Annotated in this window: 9 protein-coding genes and 1 pseudogene; 8 read left to right on the forward strand and 2 right to left on the reverse strand. The window is 72.7% G+C overall.

The window, feature by feature from the left end; all coding sequences use genetic code 11:
* Positions 1-67: 67 nt before the first annotated feature.
* Positions 68-2,818, forward strand: a complete 2,751-nt coding sequence (aceE, locus tag ACFV1W_RS25735) for a pyruvate dehydrogenase (acetyl-transferring), homodimeric type (RefSeq protein WP_270147110.1) — start codon at positions 68-70, stop codon at positions 2,816-2,818.
* A gap of 74 nt (positions 2,819-2,892) precedes the next feature.
* Here aceE and ACFV1W_RS25740 read toward each other — a convergent pair whose 3' ends face one another.
* On the reverse strand, positions 2,893-4,497 hold the full coding sequence (locus tag ACFV1W_RS25740) for an MFS transporter (protein WP_380419593.1): 1,605 nt from the start codon (positions 4,495-4,497) through the stop codon (positions 2,893-2,895).
* Between the two features lie 215 nt (positions 4,498-4,712).
* Here ACFV1W_RS25740 and ACFV1W_RS25745 point away from each other — a divergent pair, with 215 nt between their 5' ends.
* The 7 genes from ACFV1W_RS25745 (at position 4,713) to ACFV1W_RS25775 (ending at position 11,904) form a co-directional block, all read left to right on the forward strand.
* Positions 4,713-5,393 (forward strand): TetR/AcrR family transcriptional regulator, encoded by a 681-nt coding sequence (locus ACFV1W_RS25745; RefSeq protein ID WP_380419594.1) that lies wholly within the window; start codon positions 4,713-4,715, stop codon positions 5,391-5,393.
* An 84-nt stretch (positions 5,394-5,477) separates the two neighbouring features.
* Positions 5,478-6,779, forward strand: coding sequence for a sensor histidine kinase (locus ACFV1W_RS25750; protein WP_380419595.1), 1,302 nt, complete (start codon positions 5,478-5,480; stop codon positions 6,777-6,779).
* A complete protein-coding gene (locus ACFV1W_RS25755) occupies positions 6,776-7,450 on the forward strand; it encodes a response regulator (protein ID WP_380419596.1) in 675 nt (224 codons plus the stop codon). Before ACFV1W_RS25750 ends, ACFV1W_RS25755 begins: the two co-directional genes overlap by 4 nt.
* Before the next feature lie 142 nt (positions 7,451-7,592).
* Positions 7,593-8,714, forward strand: coding sequence for an alpha/beta hydrolase (locus ACFV1W_RS25760; protein WP_380419597.1), 1,122 nt, complete (start codon positions 7,593-7,595; stop codon positions 8,712-8,714).
* Between the two features lie 62 nt (positions 8,715-8,776).
* Positions 8,777-10,006: an acyltransferase gene (locus ACFV1W_RS25765; protein ID WP_380419598.1), complete on the forward strand. Its 1,230-nt coding sequence runs from the start codon at positions 8,777-8,779 to the stop codon at positions 10,004-10,006.
* 149 nt (positions 10,007-10,155) lie between these two features.
* Positions 10,156-10,503, forward strand: a complete 348-nt coding sequence (locus ACFV1W_RS25770; RefSeq protein ID WP_380419599.1) for an MmcQ/YjbR family DNA-binding protein — start codon at positions 10,156-10,158, stop codon at positions 10,501-10,503.
* A 186-nt stretch (positions 10,504-10,689) separates the two neighbouring features.
* Positions 10,690-11,904: an alpha/beta hydrolase gene (locus ACFV1W_RS25775; protein ID WP_380419600.1), complete on the forward strand. Its 1,215-nt coding sequence runs from the start codon at positions 10,690-10,692 to the stop codon at positions 11,902-11,904.
* Between the two features lie 28 nt (positions 11,905-11,932).
* On the opposite strand, the pseudogene ACFV1W_RS25780 reads toward ACFV1W_RS25775, so the two are convergent.
* Positions 11,933-12,599: pseudogene (locus ACFV1W_RS25780) on the reverse strand (IS5 family transposase); the annotation flags it as partial.

A 12,599-nucleotide genomic window follows, 5' to 3' on the forward strand; every position in this document is an offset into this window, starting at 1 on the left:
CGAGCGCGGTAGCACGATGGAGGCGGCGCGACACACCTCTAGTTTCGACCGACAGTGAAGGAACAGCGTGGCTTCCGGATCCGATCGCAACCCGATCATCATTGGCGGCCTTCCGAGTCAGGTCCCGGACTTCGATCCCGAGGAGACCGCGGAATGGCTGGAGTCGCTCGATGCGGCCATCGACGAGCGGGGGCGTGAGCGTGCCCGTTACCTGATGCTGCGGCTGATCGAGCGCGCCCGCGAGAAGCGTGTCGCCGTGCCCGAGATGCGCAGCACGGACTACGTCAACACCATCGCGACCAAGGACGAGCCGTTCTTCCCCGGCAACGAGGAGATCGAGCGCAAGATCCTCAACGCGACCCGCTGGAACGCGGCCGTGATGGTCTCCCGGGCGCAGCGCCCGGGCATCGGCGTCGGTGGCCACATCGCCACCTTCGCCTCCTCCGCGTCGCTGTACGACGTGGGCTTCAACTACTTCTTCCGCGGCAAGGACGCCGAGGGCGAGTCCGGCGACCAGGTCTTCTTCCAGGGCCACGCCTCCCCCGGCATCTACGCCCGCGCCTTCCTGCTGGACCGACTCACCGAGCAGCAGCTCGACGCGTTCCGCCAGGAGAAGTCGAAGGCCCCGTACGGCCTGTCCAGCTACCCGCACCCGCGGCTGATGCCGGACTTCTGGGAGTTCCCGACCGTCTCGATGGGCCTCGGCCCGCTCGGCGCGATCTACCAGGCCCGGATGAACCGCTACCTGGAGCACCGGGGCATCAAGGACACCTCGGACTCGCACGTCTACGCCTTCCTCGGCGACGGCGAGATGGACGAGCCCGAGTCGCTCGGCCAGCTGTCGCTGGCCGCCCGCGAGGGCCTGGACAACCTGACCTTCGTGGTCAACTGCAACCTGCAGCGCCTCGACGGCCCGGTCCGCGGCAACGGCAAGATCATCCAGGAGCTGGAGTCCCAGTTCCGGGGCGCCGGCTGGAACGTGATCAAGCTCATCTGGGACCGCAGCTGGGACCCGCTGCTCGCGCAGGACCGCGACGGCGTCCTGGTGAACAAGATGAACACCACGCCGGACGGCCAGTTCCAGACCTACGCCACCGAGACCGGCGACTACATCCGCGAGCACTTCTTCGGCGGCGACCTGCGCCTGCGCGCCATGGTCGAGAACATGACCGACCAGCAGATCCAGCACCTGGGTCGCGGCGGCCACGACCACAAGAAGATCTACGCGGCGTTCAAGGCGGCCCGTGAGCACAAGGGCCAGCCGACGGTCATCCTGGCCCAGACGGTCAAGGGCTGGACGCTGGGCCCCAACTTCGAGGGCCGCAACGCCACCCACCAGATGAAGAAGCTGACGGTCGACGACCTGAAGCGCTTCCGCGACCGGCTGCACCTGCCGATCACCGACAAGCAGCTGGACGAGGGCTACCCGCCCTACTACCACCCGGGTCGCGACTCGGAGGAGATCCAGTACATGCACGACCGCCGCCAGGGCCTCGGCGGCTTCGTGCCCACCCGCAAGGTACGTCCGCGCCCGCTGGTGCTGCCCGGCGACGACGCGTACAAGGCGGTCAAGAAGGGTTCCGGCAACCAGACCATCGCCACCACCATGGCGTTCGTCCGGCTGCTCAAGGACCTCATGCGGGACAAGGGCATCGGCAACCGCTTCGTGCCGATCGCTCCGGACGAGTACCGCACCTTCGGCATGGACTCGCTGTTCCCGTCGGCGAAGATCTACAACCCGATGGGCCAGACCTACGAGTCGGTCGACCGTGACCTGCTGCTGGCCTACAAGGAGTCGCCGACCGGCCAGATGCTGCACGACGGCATCTCCGAGGCCGGCTGCACCGCCTCGCTGATCGCCGCCGGTTCGTCCTACGCGACCCACGGCGAGCCGCTGATCCCGGTGTACGTCTTCTACTCGATGTTCGGGTTCCAGCGCACCGGCGACCAGTTCTGGCAGATGGCCGACCAGCTGGCCCGCGGCTTCGTGCTCGGTGCCACCGCCGGCCGCACCACCCTGACCGGTGAAGGCCTGCAGCACGCCGACGGCCACTCGCACCTGCTGGCCTCGACCAACCCCGGCGTCGTCGCGTACGACCCGGCGTACGGCTTCGAGATCGCGCACATCGTCCAGGACGGTCTGCGCCGGATGTACGGCTCCAGCGCCGAGCACCCGCACGGCGAGGACGTGTTCTACTACCTCACCGTCTACAACGAGCCGATCAAGATGCCGGCCGAGCCGGAGAACGTGGACGTCGAGGGCATCCTCAAGGGTCTGCACAAGTACGCGCCGGGCACCGCCGGCCAGATCCCGGCCCAGATCCTCGCCTCCGGCGTTGCGGTGCCGTGGGCCCTGGAGGCCCAGCGCATCCTCGCCGAGGAGTGGAACGTCAAGGCCGACGTCTGGTCCGCGACCTCCTGGAACGAGCTGCGCCGCGACGCGGTGGAGGCCGAGGAGTTCAACCTGCTGCACCCGGAGGAGCAGCAGCGCGTGCCGTACGTCACCCAGAAGCTCCAGGGCGCCGAGGGCCCGATCGTCGCGGTGTCCGACTGGATGCGCGCCGTTCCGGACCAGATCGCCCGCTGGGTGCCGGGCCAGTACCAGTCGCTGGGCGCCGACGGCTTCGGCTTCGCCGACACCCGTGGCGCGGCCCGTCGCTTCTTCCACATCGACGCCCAGTCGGTCGTGCTGGCGGTGCTCACCGAGCTCGCCAAGCAGGGCAAGGTGGAGCGCTCGGTGCTGAAGGACGCGATCGACCGCTACCAGCTGCTGGACGTGGCCGCGGCCGACCCGGGTGCCGCCGGCGGCGACGCCTGATCACCCGCTGGTGCCTGAACGGGCCGGACCCCCTCGTGGGGTCCGGCCCGTTCGGTTTCCTCCGCCGAGGCGGGTCAGATGTGCACGGCCGGGCCCGCGTCGGTGCTGCCGCGGCGGGTCAGCAGGGCGAGGAGGGCGGCGGCGAAGGCCACCACGGCGGCCACCACGAAGGCCAGCGACATGCCGCTGACGAAGGAGTGGTGCACGGCGCCGGCCATCGCGTCCACCGCCTGCTGCGGCATGCCGGGCTGGGCGGGCGGGGCGATGCCGAGCTGGGCGCCCTGCTTGAGGAGTTCGGCCTGCTGCGGGTCGGCGACCGGCGGCAGGCCGGCCTTCGCCCAGTTGCCGGGCAGCACGTCGCCGACCTTGGCGGCCATCAGGGCGCCCAGCACGGCGGTGCCCAGGCTCCCGCCGACCTGCATCGCCGCCTGCTGGAGTCCGCCGGCCACGCCGGACAGCTCCAGCGGGGCGTTGCCGACGATGACCTCGGTGGCGCCGACGATGACCGGGCTGATGCCGAGGCCCATCAGGACGAACCAGAGCGACATCACGCCGGTGCCGGAGCCGGTGTCCAGGGTGGACATGCCGACCATGGCGCCGGTGGTGAGCAGCATCCCCACCATGATCGGGACGCGCGGGCCGAGCTTGCCGATCGCGATGCCGGCCAGCGGCGAGCCGACGATCATCATGCCGGTCATCGGCAGCAGGTGGACGCCGGCGTCGACCGGCTTCATGCCGTGCACGTTCTGCAGGTAGAAGGTCACGAAGAAGATCGCACCGAAGAACGCGAAGGCCATCAGCACCATCAGCAGCACGCCCGCCGACAGCGGCACCGAGCGGAACAGGCTGAGCGGGATCAGCGGCTCCTCCGCCCGGCCCTGCCAGAGCGCGAAGAGCACCATCAGCACCACGGCGCCGCCCAGGAACAGCAGCGTCCGCCCGTCGCCCCAGCCCCACTCGGGGGCCTTGATGATGCCGAAGACCAGGGCGAACATCCCGACCGAGAGCAGTCCGATGCCCGGCAGGTCGAAGGACCTGGCGGCGTTCTCGGCCCGCACGTCGCGCAGGATCCACAGGCCGAGGGCGAGCGCGATCAGGCCGACCGGGATGTTGATGAAGAACACCGACTCCCAGCTGACGTGCTCGACCAGCAGGCCTCCGACGATCGGACCGGCCGCGGTGGAGGCGCCGATCACGCCGCCCCAGATGCCGATCGCCATGTTGAGCCGCTCGGCCGGGAAGGCCCCGCGCAGCAGGCCGAGCGCGGCCGGCTGGAGCAGCGCGCCGAACAGCCCCTGGAGCACCCGGAAGGCGATCACGGTCCGGATGTTGCCGGCGAAACCGATCGCGGCCGAGGTGGCGGCGAAGCCGACCGCGCCGACCAGGAAGGTGCTCTTGTGGCCGAAGCGGTCGCCGATCTTGCCCGCGGTGATCAGGAAGACGGCGAGCGCCAGCAGGTAGCCGCTGGTGACCCACTGGATCTCCGAGGGCGCGGCCTCCAGCTTCTCCTGGATCACCGGGTTGGCGATGGCGACGATGGTGCCGTCCAGGGCGACCATCATGACGCCGACCGCGACGGTCAGCAGGGTCAGCCAGGGGTGGCCCTTGAGCCCCCCGGACGACGGATTCGGTGGCGGCGGTGCGTCCGCCTCGGAGTTCTTGACGACGGACTGACTCATCTGGGCCCTCCGTGGGCGTGGCAGAGACCGGGACACGACGGTGGCGCTGCGACGACCCACCCGTCCCCACGAGTGCCCGGCCGACGAGCGCCACTCCGGCAGATTATGTCAGTCGCTGACATTCGGCAAACAATGACTTCTGACCTGCACTGACATTTGTCAGGCGGCTAAGGTTGACCTCCCACCCCGAACCAGCGCCCCGGAAGGCCCCCGCCATGGCCGCTCGCACCGCCCACCCCGTCGGCACCCCGGAGGACCTCGGCCGGGCACCCGGCCTGCGGGAGCGCAAGAAGCAGCAGACCCGGGACGCCCTGGTACAGGCCGCCCACGCGCTCTTCCTCGGTCAGGGCTTCGCCCGGACGACCGTCGACGAGATCGCCTCCGCCGTCGACGTCTCCCAGCGCACCTTCTTCCGGTACTTCGCCAACAAGGACGAGGTCGCCCTCGCCGTGATGGCCGACGCCGAGGACTACTTCATCCACTGCCTGCGCCACCGCCCGGCCGAGGAGACCCCGCTCCAGGCTCTGCGCGCCTCGATCGTCAAGGCCTGGCGCGACCTCGGGAACGCCCGGACCTCCGGGCCCGGCTCGATCAGCAGCGCCCTCGAACTGCTGCGGATCATCGAGGAGACGCCCGCGCTGCTCGCCGCCCACCTGCGCCGGGTCACCGAACAGGAACGGCTGGTCGTCCAGGTGCTCGCCGAGCGCGAGGGGCTGGACCCGGCCCGGGACCTGCGCCCGGTCGTGCTCGCCGCCGTCTTCGGCAGTCTGCTGCGCGCCGCCCACCTGTCCTGGACCGCCGAGCAGGAACCGGCCGGCCCCGAGGGCATGGTCGCGGTCATCGAGCGGTACTTCGACCAGCTCGGCCCCGCCCTGGCCGGCCACTGGCGGCCCTGAGCCCGCCGGTCGTACCCGAGTACTACGCCGGATTCCGGTCCCCGGTCGGACGCCGGGCCACCACCGCGCCCCTAGTCTGGCCGGATGATCAAGTCGACCGCCGGGTCCGGCACCGTCGGCGCGCTGCGGGCCCTGCTCGGCACGCTCGCCCGGCCGTCCTCCGACCACACCCCGCTGCTGGCCCAGTCCCCCCGCCCGTGGGTCCGCCACCTCCCGTACGTCCTCGCGGTGGCCGCGATCGCCTCGCTGCTGCCCAGCGGGATCAACGTGATGGCCAACGACTACGGGCTCAACGGAGGGGTCGCCGGCGCCCTGGCCGTCGCGCAGACCGCGCCGCTGCTGCTCGCCGTGAGCCGGCCGCTGGCCGCCTGGTGGATGATCGGCACCACCGACCTGCTGGCCTCCCTGCTGGTCCTGACCAGCGGGAGCGGGGGCGGCGGCCCCTGGCCGTGGATCCCCACCAGCCTGGTCGGCTACCTGTTCCTGATGGTGCCGCTCTCCCTCCGCGAGCCGAGGCGCACCCTGGTCGCGGTCTGGCTGGTCACCGCCGGTACCGGGATCGCGCTGTCGATCGCCGGAACGGGTTCCCACTACACCGGCGACAACGCCGTCCTCGCGATCGCCCTGACCGGCGCCGTCCTGGTGCTCGGCGGAGCCCTGCGGGAACGCGCCGAGGTCCGCCGGCTGCTCGCCGAGCAGGAGCAGATCAGCGAGGTGGAGCGCGAGCGCCGCACCCTGCTGGAGGAACGCGCCCGGATCGCCCGGGAGTTGCACGACGTGGTGGCCCACCACATGTCGGTGATCGCGGTGCAGGCCGCCAGCGCGCCGTACCGGATCGAGGGCGTCCCGGCCGACGCCGTCGAGGAGTTCACCGCGATCGCCGGCACCGCGCGCGAGTCGCTGGCCGAGATGCGCCGGCTGCTCGGCGTGCTGCGCAGCGAGGAGTCCGCCGGGGAAACCGCCCCGCAGCCGGGGGTCGGCCAACTCGCCCAGCTCGTCGAGACGGTGGGGCGGGCCGGCGTGCCCGCCGAACTGACCGTGGACGAGGGACTGGCCGAACGGGTGCCGCAGGCCGTCGGCCTCTCCGCGTACCGGATCGTCCAGGAGGCGCTGGCCAACGTGGTCCGGCACGCCCCCGGCGCGCGGGCCTGGGTGTCGCTGTCGGCGGACGGCCCTGAGCTGCGGCTCACCGTGGTCAACGCGGCCCCGCCGCAGCGCACCGACTCGCTGGAGGCCTCGGTCGAGGGCACCGGGCACGGTCTGGTCGGAATGCGGGAACGCGTCCGGCTGGTCGATGGCAGGCTGGACACCGGCCCGCTGCCGGACGGCGGCTTCAAGGTGGCCGCCGTCCTGCCCCTCGACCTTCCTCTGGAGAATCCCGCATGACCATCCGCGTGATCATCGTCGACGACCAGGCCATGGTGCGGGCCGGCTTCGCCGCGCTGCTCAACGCCCAGAGCGACATCGACGTGGTGGGGGACGCGGCGGACGGCGCCCAGGCCCTGGAGGTCACCGGCCGCACCCACCCGGACGTGGTGCTGATGGACGTGCGGATGCCCGTCATGGACGGCCTGGAGGCCGCCCGGAAGCTGCTCGACCCTGCCGTCCCGGGCGCGCACCGCCCCAAGGTGCTGATGCTGACCACCTTCGACGTGGACGACTACGTGTACGAGGCGCTGCGCGCCGGGGCCAGCGGCTTCCTCCTCAAGGACGCCCCGCCCGCCGACCTGATCGCCGCGGTGCGGGTGGTCGCGGCCGGCGAGGCGCTGCTCGCCCCCTCCGTCACCCGCCGGCTGATCGCGGACTTCGCCCGCAACCGGCCCGCCAGGCGCCGCGACCCCAAGCTGCGGCTCAACGGCCTGACCCCGCGCGAGACCGAGGTGCTGGAGCTGATCGCCCGCGGCCTGTCCAACCAGGAGATCGCCGCCCAGCTGGTGCTCGCCGAACAGACCGTCAAGACCCACATCGGGCGCATCCTCGGCAAGCTCGACCTGCGCGACCGCGCCCAGGCCGTGGTGCTGGCGTACGAGTCGGGGCTGGTGACCCCCGGCGGATAAGGGGGATATCCCCCTCATACCCGGGTAGCACCCGGGAGTTGGCCCCGCGGTGTGACGTCCGCGGGGCCGTCGCGTTCCTACCTTCCTCCCCGTCGGCAACCGCATCCGGTCGCCGGCCCAACGGGCAGAGGAGATCAGGGACATGCGCAAGTTCCGGACCAGGCGGGCGATCGCCGCGACCGCGGTGGCGCTGGCGGCCGTGCTCGGCGCGGGCGGCTGGGCCGCCGACACCCAGACCGCCGTCACCGGTCCACCCCCCGGCAGCGCCGCCTGGACCGCCGACACCGCGCTCGGCCTCCACCCGCCCGACCCGGCCACCAGCACACCGGCCGAAGTCGCGGCCTTCTTCGCTGGGTTGACGCCCACTCAGCAGGACGGCCTGGCCGTCCGGCACCCCCTGGTGGTCGGCAACCTGGACGGCGCCCCGGTCCCTCTCCGGTACCGCGCCAACGCCCTGGCCCTCGCCGCCGAACGCACCCGGGAACTCGCCCGGACCACCGACCCGGCCCTCACCCCGCAGGACCAGCAGGCCGCCCGCGCCCGCGCCGAGCGCTACCGCAGCCTGCTGGACGGCGACCGGCGGATCCTCGCCTTCGACCCGCGCGGCCGCGGCCAGGTCGCCGAGGTGTTCGGCGACCTCACCACCGCCGCCCGCACCGCCGTGATCGTTCCCGGCTCGGACATCGACCTGATGACCTTCGACCGCGCCACCGACCCGTACGGCACCCCGGCCGGCATGGCCCGGGCCCTGCGGCAGGCCACCGACGGGGGAACGGCCGTGATCGCCTGGGCCGGCTACACCACCCCGGTCGGCGTGGGTGTCGACGCCGCCGCCGAGGACCTCGCCCGGGCCGGCGCCACCCGCCTCACCCGGCTGCTCGACGGACTCGCCGTCAGCACCCGCCCGCAGGCCCCGCCCACGGTGTTCTGCCACAGCTACGGCTCGGTGGTCTGCGGGCTGGCCCGCCCCACCCCGGCCCTCGCCTCTGCCCTGGTGGTGCTCGGCTCGCCCGGCATGGGCGTCGGCTCGGCCGCCGACCTCGACCCGGGCGTCCCGCTCTGGGCCACCACCCGCAACGGCTCCGACTGGATCGGCGACGTGCCCAACGTCCGTCTGTTCGGCCTCGGCCACGGCGCCGACCCGACCGGGCCCGGCTTCGGTGCCCGCCCGCTGCCCTCCACCGGATCCCACGGCCACACCGGCTACTTCGCCCCCGGCACCGCCTCGCTCGCCGCCTACGCCGCCATCGCCCTCGGGCGCTGAGGGCCCTCCGGCACCCGAACCGCTCCACGCCCCCCGACACCCGCACCGGAAGGAGCACCGCCATGGCCCACCCGCTCGCCACCCTGCGCCGCGCCGCCGAGAAGGTCGACGCCAAGACCCCCGCGACCCGCGACCGCGCCCTGGACGGGCTGCGCGCAATCGCCCTGCTCTCCGTCCCCGTCGGCCACTGGATGCTCGGCGGCCTGACCCTCTCCTCCGACGGCGCCCTGCACAACGCCAGCCCGCTCTCCTCGCTCGGCTTCTTCGCCCCGGTCAGCTGGGTGCTCCAGATGCTCGGGGTGTTCTTCCTGGTCGGCGGCCACTCCTCGGTCCGCTCGCTGGAGCGGGCCCGGGAGAAGGGTCTGACCTACGCGGGCTGGCTGCGTGCCCGGACCGTCCGGCTGCTGCGGCCGGTGCTCGGGGTGACGGCGGTGTGGGCGCTGCTGATCCCGCTGCTGCCCCGGCTCGGCGTGCCGGGGGACACCCTGCGCACCGGCGCGACGCTGGTGGTGCAGCCGCTCTGGTACATCGGGGTGTACCTGGCGCTGACCGCGCTCACCCCGCTCTGCTCGGCCTTCGGGCGGCGGCTCGGCCTGTGGTCGGCGGGCCTGCTGCCGGCCTCGGTCGCCGTGGTCGACCTGCTGCGGTACGGGCCGTGGGCCGAGGCGGTGCCGTCCTGGGTCGGGCTGCTGAACCTGCTGCCGGGCTGGATGTTCGGCTACCAGCTGGGCGTGCTGTGGGCCCAGGGCCGGCTCGGCCGTCCGGCGGCCCGGGCGCTGCTGCTCGGCGGCGGCGCGCTGTTCGCGGTGCTGCTGGTGGTGTTCCACTACCCGGCCAGCATGGTCGGCGTGCCGGGCGTCGAGCGGACCAACTCGCACCCGCCGTCCCTGCTGGTGCTCGCCCTGGCGGCGGTCCAGTGCGGTGCCGCGGTGCTGCTGCGGGAGCGGCTGGGCCGGCTCCTGAGCCGCCGTCCGCTGCTCTGGCTGCCGGTGGTCGTGGTCAACCTGTCGGCGATGACGATCTTCTGCTGGCACCAGAGCGCGATGCTCGCGGTGGCGGTGCCCGGTGCGGCGGGCCTCGGCGCCCTGCCCGGGCTGACCACCTCGCCGGAGTCGCTCGGCTGGGTGGCCGCCCGGCTGGCCCTGCTTCCGCTGTTCGCCGCCGCCCTGGTCGCGATCGGGTGGTTCACCCGGCGCTTCGACGGCCCCTGGACCGGCTTCTCCCGGGCCGGCAAGGCGCTGGCCGGTGGCGCGGCGGCGCTCTTCGCCGCGTACGCGCTGGGAGTGGTGTGACGCACGCCGTCGACCACGGCACGGTAGGGGCGCGGACCAGCCGGTCCGCGCCCCTTCAACGGAAGTCCGCCCCGGCCGTCGGGACGCGCACCGGCCTCACCGCCCGCCCCGACGGCCGCGAGGTCGGTGCCCCGCTCTAACCTTCCGTCATGGTGACGTTCGACGAGTTCCGCGCGATGGCCCTGACCCTGCCGGAGGCCGCCCAGGAGCCGACCTGGGGCATCGAGACGCTGCGGGTGCGCGGAAAGGTCTTCGCGATGGGCGCGCCCGAGGGCGACAGCGTCACCGTCAAGGCCTCGCGCGAGGACCAGGCCGAGCTGATCGCCGCCGAGCCCGAGGTGTTCTCCTTCGCCCGGTACGTCGGGCGGCACGGCTGGGTGAGCGTCCGGCTGGACCTGGTCGACCCGGAGGAGCTGCACGACCTGGTCACCGAGGCCTGGCGGCGTACGGCCCCCACGCGACTGGTCCGCGAATTCGACACCCGGCCCTCCGCTTAGCACCCTCCGGAGGGCCGCACAAGGACGCCGGAAGGACACGCGCGGTTCATGTGATCCATTCCACAGTTTAGGCGGGTCCGTCACCCTCTCGTGACCTCTACGCTTGCGCAGGGAAGTTCAGCAGTCCAATCGCACCCTCCGGGCACCGCCCGAGAAACGGTGACGGGCCCCGAGGGAGTTGGTGCGGTGCGCAAGCGTCGACGCTGGAAGCGGGTACTGATCGGGGCGTTCGCGGGTTGTGCCGTGCTCGCCGACGCCGGTGCCTCGGCGGCCGCGGCAGCGGTCTCCTCCGAGCAGCTGGCGATCTCCACGCCCCCGGCCGGCAGCGCCGCCTGGGTGCAGGACCACTCCTTCGGCCGCTCCCTGCCCGACCCGGCCACCACCAGCCCGGCCGACGCCGCCGCCTTCTTCGCCTCGCTCGCCCCCACCGAGCTGGACCGGCTCGTCAAGGACTACCCGCTGGTCGTCGGCAACTACGACGGCGCCCCGCTGGACCTGCGCTACCGCGCCAACCGGATCGCCCTGGCCGCCGAGCGCGACGCCGCCCGGGTCCGCGCGGCCGACGGGAAGCTGGACGCCGACACCCGGGCGCTGGCCGTCTCCCGCGCCAACGACGTCGACCACCTGCTCGCCCCCGGCCGGCAGATCCTCGCCTTCGACCCGCGCGGCCGCGGCCTGGTCACCGAGGTCTGGGGCGACCTCGCCGATGCCGAGCGGATCTCCGTGGTCGTCCCCGGCTCGGACGCCGACCTCGGCCACTTCGACCAGGCGGCCGAGCCGCTGCGCGGCGCGGCCGGCATGGCCCGCGCCCTGTACGCCGAGGAGCAGCGCCAGGCCCCGGGCACCCGCACCGCGGTGATCGCCTGGACCGGGTACGTCACCCCCTCCGGCCTCGGCCCGGACGCGGCCACCTCCCGGCTCGCCGACGTCGCCGCGCCCCGGCTGCAGCGCCTGCTGGCCGGCCTCAAGGAGACCACCCGCCCGGACGCGCCCCCGGCACTGCTCTGCCACTCCTACGGCTCGGTGGTCTGCGGCACCGCCGCCCCGAAGATCCCGCGCGCGGCCGCCTCGCCGTCCGACACCTCGGGCATCACCGACATGATGGTGTTCGGCAGCCCCGGCATGGGCGTCCAGTCCGCCGGCGAACTCGGCGGCGGCGTGCACGTGTGGGCCACCCGCAACCCCAGCGACTGGATCGGCAACGTCCCGTTCCTGGAGGTCGGCAAGCTCGGCCACGGCGCCGACCCGACCGGCGGCGGCTTCGGCGCCGAGCGGATCTCCTCCGCCCGGGCCTCCGGCCACAACGGCTACTTCACCGACGGCACCGACAGCCTGCACAACTTCGCGGCCATCTCCCTCGGGGACTACCGCGACGTCGTCCGGGCACAGCCCGACTCCTAGCCCCAATGCCGGTGACTTAAAGATCGTTTCAGAATGACTTTCGAAGGCGCCGGAGGCAGATGATGCTGCAGGCGAGATCGAGTAGTCCCTGGTGGAGATCGGCGCGTCGCTCGTAGCGGGTACGGAGGCGCTTGAACTGGTGGAGCCAGGCGAAGGCGCGCTCTACGACCCAGCGGACCTTGCCGAGTCCGGAGCCGTGGGCGACGCCGCGTCGGGCGATCATCGGCTTGATGCCGCGCTTCCACAGCAGGCGGCGGTACTTGTCGAAGTCGTAGCCCCGGTCGGCGAACAGCCGCCGGGGCCTGCGCCGCGGGCGTCCTCGCAGTCCTCGAATCGGCGGTATCGCGTCCAGCAGGGGCAGCAGCTGGGTGACGTCGTGGCGATTGCCCCCAGTGAGCGTCACGGCAAGCGGGGTGCCGTAACGGTCAACGATCACATGGTGTTTGGAGCCGGGGCGGGCGCGGTCGACGGGCGAGGGGCCGACATGATCCCCCCTTTGAGGGCCCGGACATGCGAGCCGTCCACGGCGCAGTCATCCAGGTCCAGCAGGTCCGCGCGGCGCAGTTCGGTCAGCAGCGCGGCGTGCAGGCGGGGCCAGAGGCCGGCCTCGGTCCAGTCCCGCAGTCGACGCCAGGCCGTGACTCCGGAGCAGCCCACGGTCTGCGCGGGGACATCGCGCCATGCGACACCGGTCC

It is taken from the genome of Kitasatospora sp. NPDC059648 (genome assembly GCF_042734825.1).
Classification (GTDB): domain Bacteria; phylum Actinomycetota; class Actinomycetes; order Streptomycetales; family Streptomycetaceae; genus Kitasatospora.